Origin of the sequence: Blautia sp. 2227st1_G12_2227SCRN_220401, from assembly GCF_039062885.1 — a bacterium.
Classification (GTDB): domain Bacteria; phylum Bacillota; class Clostridia; order Lachnospirales; family Lachnospiraceae; genus Blautia_A; species Blautia_A fusiformis.
Genome location: NZ_JBCLNI010000003.1, coordinates 67,393 through 84,289 on the forward strand (window position 1 = coordinate 67,393; position 16,897 = coordinate 84,289).

General features: G+C 46.3%; 14 protein-coding genes. 2 read left to right on the plus strand and 12 right to left on the minus strand.

What is annotated here, in order from left to right; genetic code table 11:
- Complete coding sequence (locus ABCM67_RS02350; RefSeq protein ID WP_015525814.1) at positions 1-1,296, minus strand: extracellular solute-binding protein; 1,296 nt, start codon at positions 1,294-1,296, stop codon at positions 1-3.
- A 461-nt stretch (positions 1,297-1,757) separates the two neighbouring features.
- Here ABCM67_RS02350 and ABCM67_RS02355 point away from each other — a divergent pair, with 461 nt between their 5' ends.
- On the plus strand, positions 1,758-2,630 hold the full coding sequence (locus ABCM67_RS02355; RefSeq protein ID WP_022426301.1) for an AraC family transcriptional regulator: 873 nt from the start codon (positions 1,758-1,760) through the stop codon (positions 2,628-2,630).
- 31 nt (positions 2,631-2,661) lie between these two features.
- On the opposite strand, the gene ABCM67_RS02360 is transcribed toward ABCM67_RS02355, so the two are convergent.
- The 8 genes from ABCM67_RS02360 to ABCM67_RS02395 form a co-directional block, all read right to left on the minus strand.
- Positions 2,662-4,056, minus strand: a complete 1,395-nt coding sequence (locus ABCM67_RS02360) for a glycine--tRNA ligase (protein ID WP_092069375.1) — start codon at positions 4,054-4,056, stop codon at positions 2,662-2,664.
- Between the two features lie 193 nt (positions 4,057-4,249).
- Entirely contained in the window at positions 4,250-5,008 is a 759-nt protein-coding gene (gene recO, locus ABCM67_RS02365; RefSeq protein WP_118752444.1) for a DNA repair protein RecO, read from the minus strand.
- A 2-nt stretch (positions 5,009-5,010) separates the two neighbouring features.
- Positions 5,011-5,919 (minus strand): GTPase Era, encoded by a 909-nt coding sequence (era, locus tag ABCM67_RS02370; RefSeq protein WP_015525809.1) that lies wholly within the window; start codon positions 5,917-5,919, stop codon positions 5,011-5,013.
- Positions 5,920-5,987: 68 nt separating this feature from the next.
- On the minus strand, positions 5,988-8,909 hold the full coding sequence (locus ABCM67_RS02375; protein WP_147603657.1) for an insulinase family protein: 2,922 nt from the start codon (positions 8,907-8,909) through the stop codon (positions 5,988-5,990).
- Positions 8,910-9,050: 141 nt separating this feature from the next.
- Positions 9,051-9,629, minus strand: coding sequence for a DUF6553 family protein (locus tag ABCM67_RS02380; RefSeq protein WP_021977108.1), 579 nt, complete (start codon positions 9,627-9,629; stop codon positions 9,051-9,053).
- Positions 9,630-9,686: 57 nt separating this feature from the next.
- A complete protein-coding gene (locus ABCM67_RS02385; RefSeq protein WP_021977109.1) occupies positions 9,687-10,280 on the minus strand; it encodes a DUF5662 family protein in 594 nt (197 codons plus the stop codon).
- A complete protein-coding gene (locus ABCM67_RS02390) occupies positions 10,231-12,156 on the minus strand; it encodes a Type II secretory pathway, pullulanase PulA and related glycosidase (RefSeq protein ID WP_243148556.1) in 1,926 nt (641 codons plus the stop codon). The genes ABCM67_RS02385 and ABCM67_RS02390 overlap by 50 nt, the downstream gene beginning before the upstream one ends.
- Positions 12,157-12,218: 62 nt before the next feature.
- Complete coding sequence (locus ABCM67_RS02395; RefSeq protein WP_147603655.1) at positions 12,219-12,974, minus strand: exodeoxyribonuclease III; 756 nt, start codon at positions 12,972-12,974, stop codon at positions 12,219-12,221.
- Positions 12,975-13,174: 200 nt separating this feature from the next.
- Between ABCM67_RS02395 and ABCM67_RS02400 the strand changes: the two genes are divergently transcribed.
- Entirely contained in the window at positions 13,175-13,549 is a 375-nt protein-coding gene (locus ABCM67_RS02400) for a DUF1292 domain-containing protein (RefSeq protein WP_147603654.1), read from the plus strand.
- A gap of 93 nt (positions 13,550-13,642) precedes the next feature.
- Here ABCM67_RS02400 and ABCM67_RS02405 read toward each other — a convergent pair whose 3' ends face one another.
- From ABCM67_RS02405 to ABCM67_RS02415, 3 genes are read right to left on the minus strand one after another with little or no spacing between them, the layout of a single operon-like run.
- Positions 13,643-14,155, minus strand: a complete 513-nt coding sequence (locus tag ABCM67_RS02405) for a deoxyuridine 5'-triphosphate nucleotidohydrolase (protein WP_015525804.1) — start codon at positions 14,153-14,155, stop codon at positions 13,643-13,645.
- Positions 14,156-14,198: 43 nt separating this feature from the next.
- Positions 14,199-14,690, minus strand: a complete 492-nt coding sequence (gene nrdG / locus ABCM67_RS02410) for an anaerobic ribonucleoside-triphosphate reductase activating protein (protein ID WP_044961222.1) — start codon at positions 14,688-14,690, stop codon at positions 14,199-14,201.
- Between the two features lie 3 nt (positions 14,691-14,693).
- Positions 14,694-16,787, minus strand: a complete 2,094-nt coding sequence (locus ABCM67_RS02415) for a polyribonucleotide nucleotidyltransferase (protein ID WP_015525802.1) — start codon at positions 16,785-16,787, stop codon at positions 14,694-14,696.
- Between the last annotated feature and the right edge of the window lie 110 nt (positions 16,788-16,897).

Below are 16,897 nucleotides of genomic sequence, written 5' to 3' on the forward strand. Positions count from 1 at the left end.
TCAGTTCTCTCCTTCCCCGTTCTTCTCCTCATAGTCCTGTACTTTACGGATAATGTCACGGTTATATCTTGTCCAGTCTGTATCAAATTTTTTCAGGAATGCATCTTTATCCTTTTTCATCAGGAAGGTCTGGATCTGTGCATCCACAGCCATCTCTGTAGGATAATAATGATCCTGGTAGTCGGCCATCCTTCCCTCTTCTATGTATTCCTTCATACCATCCAGCGTAGAGGGAAGTGTGAAATCACCCTCTTTACAGGGAACTGCCTTCTGGTCATCCAGATATGTCTGTATATTCTCATCCTCAAGAAGGAAATCCAGCACTTCATATGCAGCTTCCTTATTCTCACAGTCATCCATCACACAGAACTGAAGGTCAACTCCGGAATTCAGTTTGTTTTCTGACGGATCATTGCTTGCCGGTGTTACAAAAGAATCAATATCCATATCCGGATTTACACTCTGGATCTGCGGGATCGCATAGCTTCCGATGGGATACATGGCAGCCTCCCCTTTTGCAAAAGCGGTGCAGGCTCCATTGTAATCATAGGCAAAGGGATCATCCGGTCCATACTGGATAAGCTCCAGCATACGGTCTGCTACTTCCTTATACTCTTTTGCAAAAGTAGTGTTTCCCTGGTTTACCTGGCGGCATACATCGGCTGGTGCAAGATCTACCGCAATAGAATTCCACGGTGCAAGACAGGTCCAGGTATCTTTAAATCCGAAATAAAGCGGCTGGATACCTGCATCCTGAATTTCCTGGCAAAGGCTCATAAATTCATCCCATGTAGTCGGGATCTGCCAGCCATGCTCCTTGAAAAGCTCACGATTGTAAAGGATTCCGGCGGCATTGGCCACGTAAGGAACCGCATAGACTCCGTCTTCCGGAACGAATTCCAGCGCTTTATCAATTTCTTTATATGCATCTTTGATCGAATCCAGTCCCTGATAATCGGAAATATCCATCAGCATATCAGAATCAATAAAATTGGAAAAGTTAACATCGCCTCCGATTCCAATGATATCCGGATTATCCTCACGGATAAATCTTGTCTTCAATACAGTCATAGCATCGTTTGGTGATTCGATGGTAAGATGGATATCATCATGAGTGGCATTGAATTTTTCTTCCAGTTTTTCAAATGCCTTAACCGCTTCCGGTTTATACTGCACAAGTTCGATCTCTGTCTTTCCGCTGTCCTTTTTACCTGTGCCGCATCCGCTCAATGTAACGGAAGCTGCCATGGTAAAGGCAAGTCCCATACAGAGGATCCATTTACTTCTGTTGCGCATCTTGTAATGCTCCTTCCTTTTCCTTTTATTTGATAAGTCGGATATCACCCATTTAACTGATATGGCTATCCGGGCTCTCCAATACTTATTCTCTGGTTTCTTTTTTCTGAAAGCTATTTTAACATAGCTTTATGCTTGCATAAATAGCAGTGTTTTTCTTGTTTTATACCAAAATGCAATTTTTCTCTGTCTTCATTAAAGTCATCTAGCATTTTGATATATTTTACGCCTATATCACTACTTTTATCTAAAATTAGTATATTCCGAATTTATCGAAAATCAACAAGTTTCTCGAGAAACTTAATTTTCTCACAAAGTTTTATCGATTATCCTCCTCTTTTTAGTATATTTTACAGGCTGTTTTTGTAATTGCATTTTTATACATATGTTGAAGTTCCCTGCTGTTTTAATATATAATGTTACTGAAACCAGACAAAATCATACGCCTAAAGGATAAAAATATGAATGACCTTCTCTTCTCCGTTTTTCCAAATGAAAACTTTGTTGATATCGGACTATACCAATACGGCTGGGAGCACTGCGCTCCGGCACATTCATTCGGCCCGGCCGCACGAAACCATTATATTTTTCATTATGTGATCTCCGGTACCGGAACTCTGATGGCAGACAATTCCGCAGGAGAGACCATCACCTATCAGGTAAAAAGCGGCCAGGGTTTCATGCTTTTTCCCGGTCAGATCAACACCTACATTGCAGATACCGACTTTCCATGGGAGTACACCTGGGTGGAATTTGACGGGCTCCGGGCAAAAGAGATCGTGGAAACTGCAGGTTTAAGTCCGGACCATCCGGTCTATCACAGCCACTCTGCAGATCTCCGCCAGAAAATGATGGAGGAAATGCTTTATATCAGCCATAATTCCCAGGAATCACCCTTTCATCTTATCGGACATACCTGGCTTTTTCTGGATTACTTTATGCGCTCTACTGAAACTGTCCGCATGAAACAGGATGGAAGTATCCGTGATTTTTATATCAAGGAGGCGCTCTCTTTTATTGAACAGAATTTCCAAAATGATATTTCCATTGAGGATATCGCAGCCTGCTGCGGCCTGAACCGAAGCTACTTCGGTAAGATCTTCCACGACACCATCGGACGTTCTCCCCAGGAATTCCTGATCAGCTATCGCATGACCAAAGCTGCAGAACTTCTTAAGATCACAGCCCTGTCTATCGCAGATATCGGAAATGCAGTCGGATATCCCAATCAGCTGCATTTTTCCCGGGCTTTCAAAAATGTATACGGAATGTCGCCAAGAAACTGGCGGATGAAAAACAGACTTATTGAAAAAAAGCCTCCGGCCAGAAAATAGCCGGAGGTTTTTTATTAAAAAATGTATTTACTTAAAATGTAAATTTATCAGCAAAGTATGCATCAAGCTCATCGATCTTCACACGTACCTGCTCCATAGTGTCACGGTCACGGACTGTAACTGCACCGTCATTCTCAGACTCGAAGTCATAAGTGATACAGAACGGAGTACCGATCTCATCCTGTCTGCGGTAACGTTTACCGATATTTCCACGGTCATCGTACTCACAGTTGTACTTCTTGGAAAGCTGCTGGTAGATCTTCTCAGCACCCTCGTTAAGCTTCTTGGAAAGCGGAAGCACACCGATCTTAACCGGTGCAAGTACCGGATGGAAATGAAGGACTGTACGGACATCGTTCTTCTCTTCATCCAGAACTTCCTCATCGTAAGCGCTGCAGAGGAAAGCAAGTACCATACGGTCTGCTCCAAGTGATGGCTCGATAACGTATGGGATATATTTCTGTTTCTTCTCATCATCAAAGTATGTGAGATCCTGGCCGGATACATTCTGATGCTGTGTCAGGTCATAATCTGTTCTGTCAGCGATTCCCCAGAGCTCACCCCATCCGAATGGAAAAAGGAATTCCACATCTGTGGTAGCCTTGCTGTAGAAGCTCAGCTCTTCCTTATCATGGTCACGGTAACGAACCTCATCATCCTTAAGTCCGAGAGCACTCAGCCAGTCAAGGCAGAACTTCTTCCAGTATGCAAACCACTCAAGATCTGTATCCGGCTCGCAGAAGAACTCAAGCTCCATCTGCTCGAACTCACGGGTACGGAATGTGAAGTTACCCGGTGTGATCTCGTTACGGAAGGATTTACCGATCTGGCCGATACCAAACGGGATCTTTTTACGAGATGTTCTCTGTACGTTCTTGAAGTTTACGAAAATACCCTGTGCAGTCTCCGGTCTTAAATATACAGTATTCTTGGCATCTTCGGTAACACCCTGGAATGTCTTGAACATCAGGTTGAACTGACGGATATCTGTGAAGTTGTGTTTACCACAGCTCGGACATCCTACCTCGTGTTCTTTGATGAAGTCCATCATCTTCTCCTGGGACCATGCATCTACGCTTCCCTCAATGGCAATGTCATGCTCTGCACAAAAGTCCTCAATGAGCTTATCTGCACGGAAACGCTCGTGGCACTCTTTACAGTCCATAAGAGGATCAGAAAATCCGCCAAGATGTCCGGAAGCGATCCATGTCTGCGGGTTCATAAGGATCGCACAGTCAACACCTACATTGTACGGAGACTCCTGAATGAATTTCTGCCACCATGCACGTTTTACGTTATTTTTAAGCTCTACACCGAGATTTCCATAATCCCATGTGTTTGCCAGGCCGCCGTAGATCTCGGAACCCGGGTAAACAAATCCTCTGGCTTTTGCAAGAGCTACGATCTTTTCCATTGTCTTTTCCATGATTTCTCTCCTCTTGACTTGCAGCTGTTTCGCCAAATGCGTCCGGAAAGCTCCGGAAAAAGCTGCTTTTTTACATTTTTGGTCTTATTATACTAGTATCCTCATGATTTTTCAAGGATATTTCCATTTGCATTGCATCCTGTCCTGCTTTTGAAAAATAAATCGTTACGGTTATTCCGCAGCCGGCAGTGATCTATCTCATCAATTCCAGGATCTCCAGACTTTTAAACCGCTTGTCTGTATTCAGCTCCGTATACCGGTAAATGTGGCGTTCCAGTTCCCGCAGCACATCATCCCGCACTGTAAACGTATACAGCTTTGCCAGGGGGGACACGGCTATGTAGCGCATGGCATACAGGGCAGCCGCTGAGATTCGTTTCCTGTCCATGGCCATCCTGCTGCAGTCCGCACACAGGATCCCATGCTCGCCCTGGGAGAAAAAAAGTTCTCCGGTTTCTTCCTCCGTAAGCTCTCTCCCGCAGCCCGCACACTGGAACAGCTGCGGCATCACGCCCTGGATCACCATAGTCCGCAGTTCATAGATACAGCGCACCAGCCGGTCTTCTATATGAGGATTCAAAATGGCTTTGATGGTCACATAGAGAAGATTCATCATCTCCTTCTCATCCGTTCCCTCTTTGCCAAAATAATCTGCCAGCTCCAGAAAATAATATCCATAGTAAACCCCCGGCTGCCGGGTGGCCAGCTCCACAAAATGATGCTGTACGCTGACCTGATTGAGATTATAACTTGTCCTTCCCTCATAAAGAGTAAAGCTTCCAAATACAAACGGGTTAGCTGCTGCCATGAACGGACTGTTCTGCCGTCTCGCTCCCTTGGCAAAAGCGGAGATCTTCCCCCTCTCTCTTGTGAGAAGGACGATCCGCTTGTCATAATCCCCTACCGGCATGGCAGAAAGTACCACTCCCTGTACGGTAATCAGATCACTCATTTTCAGATTTCTTTCTTATCATATCCAAAGTTCTTGATCAGGAAATCACTGTCTCTCCAGTTCTTAGTCACCTTGACCCAGAGCTTTAGGTTTACCTTTGCTTCCAGCATACGCTCCAGCTCATAGCGGGCATTGCTTCCGATCTTTTTCAGCATGGCACCCTGTTTTCCGATGATGATGCCTTTATGGGAATTACGCTCGCAGATGATGGTCGCATCAATATCTATGATGTTGCTTCTTCCCGGACGTTTCTTCATCCGGTCGATGGCAACGGCGATACCGTGAGGGATCTCCTCATCCAGTGCATGCAGAGCCTTCTCACGGATGATCTCTGCGGCGATCTGGCGCTGAGGCTGGTCGGTAACTGTATCTTCATCATAGAACATCGGTCCGTACGGAAGATATTTGAAAATACTTGGAATGATATCCTGTGTGTTTTTTCCGCGGAGGGCAGAGCAAGGAATGATCTCTGCAAAATCACAGATCTTACGGTAGGTATCGATCGCAGGAAGAAGCTCTTCTTTTTTTACCGTATCGATCTTGTTGATGATGAGAATCACTGGAACTCCAACCTTCTGCAGCTGCTCGGCAATGTGGCGCTCTCCCGCACCTACGAATGTGGATGGCTCCACCAGCCACATAATGGCATCTACTTCCTTCAGGGTTCTCTCCGCAACCTGTACCATGTATTCTCCAAGCTTGTTTTTTGCCTTGTGGATACCCGGTGTGTCCAAAAATACGATCTGTCCCTCATCACAGGTATACACAGTCTGTATCTTGTTTCTGGTTGTCTGTGGCTTGTTTGATGTGATGGCGATCTTCTGTCCGATAAGATGGTTCATCAGCGTGGATTTTCCAACATTCGGTCTTCCGATGATCGCAACAAAGCCTGATCTAAAATTATTATCCATTCTTTATCCTCTCATAATCCTTTCACAGCCTGCTATCCCATTTAACGGACAGCAGGCTTTGTTTCTCATCAGCCGATCAGTGGCTTCACTTCCATGAATACATCTTCCGCCTTCTCTATTGCAGTCTCACTTCCTACTACGCAGATCTGATCATCGGAAAGTACTGCTTCTACAAGAGCTGCCAGTTTCTGGATATCCTCCTTCTGCGCTCCGAGGATCTGATTTCTTTCCTTCTGGAGCATATCCTCTGTAACATTGGAGAAATATGCGGTTTTTGAGATACTTCCCTGCATCTGCGGAGTTCTCGGCACATCCTTGTTGCTGATCGTTCCGATAATATATTTTGTCATCTCACGCTCGTCTGCCTCAAAGGCACGGATATAATCCGGCACTCCTTGGTATACTTCCAGGGTTCTCTTTAGATGGGGATCACGGTAGGATACCAGGAAGCTCTCTCCGTTTCTCTTAAAGCCGCTCATGCAGCCATACGCTCCACCCTTTACACGAAGGTTGATCCAGAGATAATCGTAGCTTAAGATCACTTTCAGGATCTCCAGTGCACCGGTATACTCCAGGCCTTTTTTGCGGAAGTTTCCGTTCTGTGCCACATACTGGACCTGGCCGGAGGTCTTGAAGGCTTCGTTTTTCTTTATGCAGGGGGCCTGCTTCACAGACTCCGGCTTCTGTCCGTTAAACAAAACTTTTTTGATCCCGGCAGCCTGTGCTTTTACTACATCCAGAGATTCTCTCTCTCCGGTATAGCTTACACAGAAATTCTCCGGACGAAGGACCTCTTCCATCACCTTACGGAGATTTTTCACGATCTCATCCTTGCAGCTGTCAAAATCCTTCTCCAGTTTTTCGATAAACTGATAATATCCGATTCCTGCCATCTCATCCTGGAATGCCGCCATCGGAGATGCGTAGGAAGCACCACGGAGAACGGCGGTGGAATGGCCTGCACTTGCAAGGCTGGCCTGGGCTCTGGATCTCACTCTGGCAATGATCTCGTAGAGACGTTTGGTGTCATCCAGCTTCGAAGTTGTAAGAACCTCCCGGATCATGGAAAACATGAAATCCATCTCCGGATATAACGCTTTTCCTCTTACGGCAAACATGGCACGGAATGCATCGGTATCCTGGGCATCATCAAAAACCTCTATCCCATAGGCAATACCGCCGGTTCTCGCATTCACTTCATTAAACAGCTCGCCATAAGTGTAATTCTCCGTATCCACTGCACCAAGCACAGATTTCAGAAGTCCCAGATAATGGACTGTATCAACATCAAAGTCATGGATCTCAAAAAGAAGATCCGCATAACCGATACCATTGGTGCACACATCATGATACAGAAACAAGCTGTCCTCCACATGGTGCTCCTCGTTTGTCAGCCCTGTGATCTCTTTTTTGATGTCTTCTCTGGAAAGCATGGGGATGCAGGTCAGCGCTTCCGGAGCTTCCTCCGCTTCCTGATAAGCCTCCAGCGCTTTGGTATTCTCTACCATCCGGGTAAGCTCTTCATCAGAAAGGCTCTTTCTGTAATTCTCCAGCTTTTCTTCCAGTTCCTTATCCCTCTTTGCTGCAAGGCCCTTCTCCGGTACCAGGGAAAGGATCGCACCATGAGTGTTGCCCAGAAGATATTTTCGGATCAGCTCCTCAAAATATCCCTCTTCCAGGGCTTTCTTAAGGAACTCAAAGCCCTCCAGAAGCTGCACCTCACAGAACGGCTTCGTATCATCATAAAGCCAGCTGCTTAAAATATCCAGGCCATACATCAGCCCCTTCGGATAGGAAGAAAAATCTGCTTCGCGGAAACGGAATTCATAGTAATTGATCCCGGCTGTTACTGCCTTTTTATCAATTCCCTCCTCTGCGATCTTTGTGAGAGTGTCGCGGATCACCTTTATAAATTCCTCTTTCCGACTTAAGTTTGCTCCCTTTGCCACAATGGAGAAATAGGTCTGCTTGATACCGTCCTCAAAGGAGCCGTAGATATCTTTGCCGATCTTTGCATCCAGAAGTGCCTGCTTCAGTGGTGCACCCGGTGCGCTTAAGAGAGCATAATCCAAAACCTCGAAAGCAAGACTCAGGTTGATATCTGCCGCTTCACCCACAACCATATTGTAGGAAAGATAGGTGTTATCCTCTTCTCCCTCATCCTCTGATACCGGATAAGACTTCTGGATGTCCTTTACCTGAGCAAAGGCTTCCTGATTCCGGATCTCGGAATCAATGACAAGAGAATCAAAGGCAGACAGATAATGGCTGTCAAGAAATTCCAGCTTCTCCTCCATATCCATGTTTCCGTAGAGATAGATAAAGCTGTTGGACGGATGATAGTACTGTCTGTGGAAATCCAGAAATTCCTCATAGCTGAGATCCGGAATATTTACAGGATCTCCGCCGGACTCACAGCCATAGGTTGTATCCGGGAACAGCGAATTCATGATTTCTCTCTCCAGAACATCATCCGGTGAGGAAAAAGCACCCTTCATTTCATTGTAAACGACACCGTTGTATTTCAGCGGGCCTTCTTTTTTCTCCAGATGGTAGTTCCAGCCTTCCTGACGGAAGATCTCTTCTTTTTTGTAAATATTCGGATAAAATACCGCATCCAGATATACATGCATCAGATTCTGGAAATCCCGGTCATTACAGCTTGCTACCGGGTAGCAGGTCTTATCCGGATAGGTCATGGCATTAAGGAAGGTATTAAGAGAACCTTTTACCAGCTCCACAAAAGGATCCTTAAGCGGAAATTCCCTGGAGCCGCACAGTACGCTGTGTTCCAATATATGAGCAACACCTGTGCTGTTTTTCGGCGGTGTACGGAATGCAATGTTAAAAACCTTATTCTCATCACTATTCTCGATGAGCATCACTCTGGCTCCTGTTTTTTTGTGTCTCAGAAGCCATCCTTTTGAATGAATATCCTGAAGCTCCTCTTCCTTCAGGACTTCATATGCGTTCAGATGATTGGGATTCATAAAATAGTAACCTCCTGAATGTTTCTCTTCACACCCGACATGGATCTTCGTTCAAAAAATCTCAGAATATTTTATCGGATGCATGGCAACAAAAGGCTGCCTGAGTAGTCAGACAGCCTGAAACGGAAGCGCTCCGGCCTCCTAAATGTTTCCTTCGTTGGGATAATACTGCCTGTAGATCTCTCTGGCAGCTCTTGTGATGATTCCAAGCTCAGCTTCCATTCCAAGATTAGCCGGAAGCTCCACAGCTGTTTCCCTGATGTCTCTCTGGACCTTGGCCTTCGCACTGTCCTCCTTGATGTGGATCAGGCCGAAAATCATTGTGTTATAGGATTTATCTGTCTGACAGAGATCCATGTAGACCAGAACCAGATGACAGCATTCCCGGTAAAGAAGCTCCTCATAAAGACCGCCCTTTTCCTGGAACTCCTGAAATTTCAGCTTCTTAAGATACTTGCCTATCTCTTTCTTCGCACTTCTTGTACCAAAGAATCTGGAAGCGGAATTCCGGTTAAACTCCATGGTCATCCAGAGACCGAGATAACCGTCTGCCCTGGTATCACCAGTCTCAGCTTTATCGCTGTAACGGATCTCCCAGAGTTCCTTGCGGATCCTGTTTTCTTCCGGTTCTTCTCCTGCTGCAATGGACTGCTCCAGAAGCTTCAGGCGCTCCATGGGATCTTTCTCTCTATAGTATTTCGCAATTGTTGGTGTATCCATTCATTCTTCCTCCTGATATCTGAATATTATATCAGACAACCTGCCAAAAATACACCCCTATCTGTGATTTCGAAGCTTTTTCCCAGGGCTTTTCACTTTTTTTCCGCGGTTATCACATAGATATACATTGCGGATATACCACAGGGTCTTATCCTCTCCGTATTTATCCAGGATCCGGAGAAGTCCCTCCAGCTCTTTCTTTGTCTGTGGGTGGATAAACCACAGCTTCTCCTTGCTTTTCAGAAAATACTGCAATGGTTCATGATAGGTATATTCCTCTCCCAGATAGTTTCTGGATGCACTGATCCGGTCCATGACCATTTCCGCCACATATTTTCTGGGCATTCTGGCTCCCATGATCACATGCTCACCGTCAAGGGAATAGTCTACCCAATGTTCAAAATGGTGTCTGTTTCTTCCCTTATGGTGCAGCCAGGACATGGATACGCCGGTTGCCTCACGTTCCGCGTTGTTGGGGCTTCTTGTCCCCTGATAATATTTACAGCCTACCAGAAATTCCGTCGGGGAATATTTGGACAGGTCATGAAGCAACCCCTGCTTATATAACCCGATACGAAAACAATATTTCATCACCAGAAGCTTATGCCTCGTGATGGTCCTGAAGTGCAGCCACGGGTGCCATGATCGCATCTTTCTCCGCCTCCTGTCTGCCCAGCAATACCACAATGGCGCGGGGGCCTATTTCGATTGATTTTTTATATTCTTCTTCCTCCTCCAGACAGAATCCTGTTCCGTGAAGAGAGGTATCTGCGATTTTTTTCCAGCACATGCCTTCCGGGAGATTGGGCAGAGCAAGGCTCCGGTTTTCCCAGTGGAAATTATAGCCGATGTAAATAAAATCATCCTCTGCAGCCTCCAGATCCTCTTTTTCCCTTGCATAAGCTCCGTAGTACATCATACCAAGAAGCCTGCTGGTATTCTCATAGCTCAGATACCAGGCACGTTCCCCGTGAAGAGACACATCCGGGAACCCCTTGGTCAGATAATCTACCCCTTTCAGTTCCACCGGCATATGAAGAACAGGATGGGCCTTACGAAAAGCAATGGCATCCTTTACAAATTCCCTCAGTCCCTGGTTTCTGGAAAGGCCCTTCCAGTCTGTCCAGCCGGTAGCATTATCCTGACAGTAGGCATTATTGTTTCCGCTCTGGGAATTACCGAATTCATCGCCGTGATAGATCATGGGAACACCCTGACTCAGCAGCATCATCAGAAAGGCATTTTTGATCTGGCGTTCCCTCATCTGACGGACGGAAACCTTACGGGTAGGGCCTTCCACGCCGCAGTTCCAGGAATAATTATAGCTGCTTCCGTCCTGATTGCCTTCGCCATTGGCCTCGTTATGTTTATAATTGTAGCTCACCAGGTCATTCATGGTAAATCCGTCCTGGCAGACCATGTAATTGATCACTCCATGATTCTCGCTGTTATGACGGATATGCCATGCTGCAGCCTCCACCATACCTTCATCGCTTTTCAGGAAACGGCGCATATCCTGGAGAAAATTCATATTGCTCTCCGCTCCGCAACGTCTGGCCGGAAGCTTTCCTCTGTAAAAATGATCAAAATCAAAGCCCTGGAAGATCAGTTTTGCTCCGGAAAGGATTCCATCCCGAAGAAGCATCTCCCGGTTAAAGCCCTCTCCCAGCACATGAAATCCATCTACATGGTAAAAATCTCTCCAGAACTGCAAAGCTCGAAGAGCCATCAGGCTGTCTGTTTCCTCTGGAAAATAGAATTCCATGATACAGGCAATGCCGTTCTTGTGCAGCTCCCGGATCATATACCGAAATTCCTGCTCCGGTTCTCTGGTGCTACAGTAAGCACTCTTCGGGCTGAAATAGAAGCCGGATGCATAGCCCCAGTAATTCACTACATTTTCCTTTCGACGGGTCTTGATGTGTTCACTGCCTTCCTTCGATTTACTGATCGGAACCTCACAGAATTCATAGGCAGGCATCAGTTCAATGGCATTGATCCCAAGTTCTTTCCAGTAAGGGATCATCTCTGTCAGGCCAAGAAAAGTCCCCTTATGGGAAACCATCTTTCTGGCAAGCTTCGTATAACCACGGACATGAAGCTTGTACAGGATCATATTTTCATATTCTACTGCCGGTGCAGTTTCATTTTCCCAGCCGGAAACATTCTCATTAAGGAAGCGACAGCGGACCTCCTTTTCCGGATCGTAAGGTACTCCGAAATGCTCTCTCCCGTGAAGTCCGTATGCATACGGATCCTGCACGATCTCTCCGTCTATTTTATAATTATATTCAAAATCCCTCAGAGAAGCACTGCACAGCTTCAGTGCCCACACACGTCCTGTATGGAAATCCTTTGGAAAAACGATCTCCACCGGTGCGGCAGCTCCTCTTTTTTTATATAAAAGCAGGGATACTTCAGAATCCTCCGATGCCTCCACTGCAAAATTATAACCGCCCTCCATTTTGTTGGCTCCAAGTATCAGCGGCTGACCTTTCTCCACTCGACCTAATCTGCGGCTTGCCAAGGCAACTCCTCCTTTTCTCTTTTTATTATTCAAATCCATAGAAATCCTTTTCGCCGGATCCGTCACAGATCAATATCCAGCTCAACCGGGCAATGATCGGATCCCATGATCTCTCCGTGGATCTTCGCATCCTGAAGCTTTTCTTTCAGGGAAGGGGAAACAAGGAAATAGTCGATACGCCAGCCGGCGTTCTTCTCTCGTGCACGGAAACGATAGGACCACCAGGAATAAACGCCTTCTTTATCCGGATAAAAATAGCGGAATGTATCAATAAAGCCACTCTCAAGGGCTCTGCTAAAGCAGGCTCTCTCTTCATCCGTAAAGCCTGCATTTTTGCGGTTGGTCTTCGGGTTCTTGAGATCGATCTCCTGATGTGCCACATTAAGGTCGCCACAACAGATCACCGGTTTCTTCTCCTGCAGTTTCAGAAGATAAGCCAGGAAATCCTCTTCCCATTTCATACGATATTCCAGACGGCGGAGCTCGCTCTGGGAGTTGGGAGTATATACAGTCACAAAATAATACTCTTCGAATTCCAGTGTGATGACACGTCCTTCCTTATCATGCTCCTCTATCCCAATCCCGTAAACTGCAGACAATGGCTCCCTCTTTGTAAAAATGGCTGTACCTGAATAGCCTCTGCGGTTTGCGTAGTTCCAGTACTGATGATATCCGGGAAGTTCCAGTTTCACCTGTCCCTGCTGGCATTTCGTCTCCTGCAGACAGAAAATATCCGCATCCAGCTCATGAAAGCGTTCCTCAAAGCCCTTGGTGATACAGGCCCGGATCCCATTTACATTCCAGGAAATAAATTTCATATTTTTATATTTTCTCCTCATTTTTTCGTCATATTTTTATTATATCTCACATTGTCGGATTAAGCAAAAAATATTTTGAAAGTTTTCTCAGGCTCTCAAATATTTTGTTGCTGTTCTACGTCATATCTGTTAAAATGTTCTCTATATCATGCAGAGCTGCCCTCTTATTTACAGGCAGCAGCAGAACGGAGGATTTTTTTATGAGTGATGAATTTAACAAAAGCGGATGTGCACCAAGCGACTGCGCTTCCTGCACAGCTAACTGCGAAAGCAAAGTAGATGAAGCACATCATACCATCACCCTGACTATGGATGATGATACTGAGGTAGAATGTGCCATCCTTACTATTTTCCCTGTAGAGAACAAAGAATATATCGCACTTCTCCCACTGGATGAGAACGGCCAGAATGAGACCGGTGAAGTTTATCTCTACAGTTTCTCCCGCACAGCAGACGGCGATCCGATGCTGGCAAACATTGAAGATGATGAAGAGTACGACGCTGCCGCAAATGCCTTTAACGCAGTCGTGGAAAAAGCACGTGCAGACGAGGAAACCGACACACTTCTCAGCTAAACAAGCCATTCACCAAAGATAGTAATTACACAAAACAAGCCCGGAAAAGCGGATGTATGTGGTCTTCACACCTCCGCCTTCCGGGCTTTTGTTTTATTTTGTGGTACTTCCGAAGCCGCCGTTTCTTACTGCATCTGCATCGTCATCCACGGTGATTCCGTATTCCACAAAGATCCCCTGCATAAAACCGGTTCCCGCCGGGATCTGGATCGTTTTATCTTCTCTTGTATCGTTAGTCAGCTTGGCAAAGATATGACCTTCGTTGTCGGAAAAGAAATAATCGCTGTCAATGATCCCCACGGTGTTATTCAACTGCAGCCGGAATTTAAATCCCAGTCCGCTTCTCGGATAACATTTCAGAACCCAGCCCTCTTCCATCTCTACACGGATACCGGTCGGTATCTTTACGATCTCACCTGGCTTCATGGTCACATCCACAGGTGCATAAAAATCATATCCTGCACTTCCGGTCGTAGCTCTCTTCGGAAGCTTCAGACTGTCGTAGATATTCCGGATCTCCTCTTCTGAATACTGTTCAAAGGTATCCTTCCAGTCCTTTGCAAACTGTTCAAAACTTACCTTGTGAAATTTCGCAATTCTTTTCATTTTTCGTTCCACTCCCAATAGGTAATTTCAAAAAAACCTCTGATCACTCCGTGTACAGAACCACACGGTTCTCACGAAGTGACGCCTGTACATCGATCACCCTCTGATTTGAGGAGCCTTTCCATTTCAGACGAACCTCTTTCTTGTCCACCTGAAATTCCCCGTCCACGCATACATCCAGATAATGGATGATCTCGTACTGCTGGATTTCTTCCCAGAGAGAACCCGTATACAGCCAGATCGTCTTATCCGGATACTTCTCTCTGATCTCTCGTGCAAGAGCTGTTACCTCAGCGATATTGGAAGGATGCAGAGGATCGCCTCCCGAGAAGGTGATCCCGCTGATATAATCCTTGTCCAGCTCTGCAAATATCTCGGCTCGCTCGCTGTCCGTAAAGGGCAGGCCTCCATTCGGATCCCAAGTAATGGGATTCTGGCACTCCCGGCAGCCGTGTGAACAGCCGGCTACCCAGAGCACTACACGAAGTCCGTCTCCGTTTAACATATCGTCCTTGGTAATATTGTGGTATCTCATCATTTATGCTTCTTCCGGTACATCCTTCATGCTGAAGCTGATTCTTCCCATCTTGTCCTTGCCAAGGCAGATAACCTTAACTTTGTCGCCAAGTGTGAGAACATCCTCAACACGGTTGATCCTCTGTTTGGAGATCTTGGAAATGTGTACCATTCCCTCCTTGCCCGGTGCAAACTCAAGGAATGCGCCAAACTCTTTGATGCTGACCACGCGTCCTGTAAAGATCTGTCCTGCCTCAAACTCGGTAGTGATGATCTCGATCATACGTTTTGCTTCATCCATACCCTTCTGGTCTGTTCCGCAAATAGAAACTGCGCCGTCGTCTGTGATGTCAATCTTCACACCTGTACGCTCGATGATCGTGTTGATAGTCTTTCCTCTCTGTCCGACTACATCACCGATCTTCTGCGGGTCGATCTGGATCTGGATGATCTTCGGAGCAAACTCCCCAACAGTTGTACGAGGCTTGTCGATACATTTCTCCATAACTTCTGTCAGGATATATTCTCTTGCCTCTTTTGTTCTGCGGATCGCTTCCTCAACGATCGGTCTTGTAAGACCATGGATCTTGATATCCATCTGGATCGCTGTGATTCCGTCATGTGTTCCGGCTACCTTGAAGTCCATATCTCCGAAGAAGTCCTCAAGGCCCTGGATATCTGTAAGAACGATGTAATCATCGTCTGTTTCACCTGTAACAAGTCCGCAGGAAATACCTGCAACCGGTTTTCTGATCGGTACACCGGCAGCCATCAGTGACATAGTAGATGCACAGATACTTGCCTGGGATGTGGAGCCGTTGGACTCAAATGTCTCAGATACGGTACGGATTGCATATGGGAATTCTTCCTCTGTAGGAAGTACCGGTACCAGTGCTCTCTCAGCAAGTGCTCCGTGACCGATCTCACGACGTCCCGGTCCTCTGGAAGGCTTGGTCTCACCTACAGAGTAGGACGGGAAGTTGTAGTGGTGCATATATCTCTTGGATGTCTCAAACTCATCCAGTCCGTCAAGACGCTGTGCCTCTGTAAGAGGAGCAAGTGTAGTAACGGTACAGATCTGAGTCTGTCCTCTTGTGAACATGGCAGAACCATGAACTCTCGGGATGATATCTGTCTCTGCAGCCAGCGGACGGATCTGTCTGATCTCACGTCCATCCGGACGTTTATGATCTTTGAGGATCATCTTGCGGACAGTCTTCTTCTGGTACTGATATACAGCCTCACCGAGAACGGCAAGCCATTCCTCATTGTCTGCAAAAGCTTCTTTCAGCTTATCAGTGATCTCGCTGATGTTATTCTCACGTGTCTGCTTGTCGTCAGAGAATACGGCAACCTCCATCTCTTCCGGAGGAACGATCTTCTTAATCTCATCAAAAAGCTCCTGAGGTACTGCACAGGACTCGTAGGAATGTTTCTCTTTTCCGCACTCTGCTACGATCTGGTCGATGAATTTGATGATCTCCTGGTTCACTTCATGAGCCTTGTAGATAGCCTCGATCATCTTATCTTCCGGGATCTCATTAGCTCCGGCCTCGATCATGATAACCTTCTCTCTTGTAGAAGCAACCGTAAGCTGAAGATCAGAAACTGCCTTCTGTGCAAGTGTCGGGTTGATGATAAACTCGCCGTCGATCATACCAACCTGTGTGGTTGCGCATGGACCGTCAAATGGGATATCAGAAATACAGGTTGCAATGGAAGAACCAAGCATAGCCGGGATCTCCGGATTGCATTCCGGATCAACAGACATAACCATATCTACCAGAGTTACGTCATTTCTGTAATCCTTTGGAAACAGCGGACGCATCGGACGGTCGATAACACGGGATGTAAGGATTGCATGCTCGCTTGCCTTACCCTCTCTCTTGTTGAAGCCTCCCGGGATCTTTCCTACTGCATACATCTTCTCCTCATACTCAACGCTTAACGGGAAGAAATCGATCCCTTCTCTCGGCTCTTTGGATGCGGTAGCAGTAGCAAGGACTGTAGTATCACCATAGTGCATAAGAGCAGCACCATTGGCCTGTTTTGCTACACGTCCGATATCTACAGTCAGTGTTCTTCCTGCAAGTTCCATGGAATAACTTTTGTACATATTCGTTCTCCTTTTCTTATTATATTAATATCTGACAGGAGCCCGAAACAACTGAAAAGACCACTTCCTTTGAAAAAGATCTCGACCGGAAATGGGCTTTTCAGTAGTCT

Excerpts from the sequence above, each read along its gene's own strand:
- ABCM67_RS02350 (WP_015525814.1), bottom strand. The coding sequence starts at position 1,296 with ATGCGCAACAGAAGTAAATGGATCCTCTGTATGGGACTTGCCTTTACC.
- ABCM67_RS02355 (WP_022426301.1), top strand. The coding sequence starts at position 1,758 with ATGAATGACCTTCTCTTCTCCGTTTTTCCAAATGAAAACTTTGTTGAT.
- ABCM67_RS02360 (WP_092069375.1), bottom strand. The coding sequence starts at position 4,056 with ATGGAAAAGACAATGGAAAAGATCGTAGCTCTTGCAAAAGCCAGAGGA.
- recO (WP_118752444.1), bottom strand. The coding sequence starts at position 5,008 with ATGAGTGATCTGATTACCGTACAGGGAGTGGTACTTTCTGCCATGCCG.
- era (WP_015525809.1), bottom strand. The coding sequence starts at position 5,919 with ATGGATAATAATTTTAGATCAGGCTTTGTTGCGATCATCGGAAGACCG.
- ABCM67_RS02375 (WP_147603657.1), bottom strand. The coding sequence starts at position 8,909 with ATGAATCCCAATCATCTGAACGCATATGAAGTCCTGAAGGAAGAGGAG.
- ABCM67_RS02380 (WP_021977108.1), bottom strand. The coding sequence starts at position 9,629 with ATGGATACACCAACAATTGCGAAATACTATAGAGAGAAAGATCCCATG.
- ABCM67_RS02385 (WP_021977109.1), bottom strand. The coding sequence starts at position 10,280 with ATGCGATCATGGCACCCGTGGCTGCACTTCAGGACCATCACGAGGCAT.
- ABCM67_RS02395 (WP_147603655.1), bottom strand. The coding sequence starts at position 12,974 with ATGAAATTTATTTCCTGGAATGTAAATGGGATCCGGGCCTGTATCACC.
- ABCM67_RS02400 (WP_147603654.1), top strand. The coding sequence starts at position 13,175 with ATGAGTGATGAATTTAACAAAAGCGGATGTGCACCAAGCGACTGCGCT.
- ABCM67_RS02405 (WP_015525804.1), bottom strand. The coding sequence starts at position 14,155 with ATGAAAAGAATTGCGAAATTTCACAAGGTAAGTTTTGAACAGTTTGCA.
- nrdG (WP_044961222.1), bottom strand. The coding sequence starts at position 14,690 with ATGAGATACCACAATATTACCAAGGACGATATGTTAAACGGAGACGGA.
- ABCM67_RS02415 (WP_015525802.1), bottom strand. The coding sequence starts at position 16,787 with ATGTACAAAAGTTATTCCATGGAACTTGCAGGAAGAACACTGACTGTA.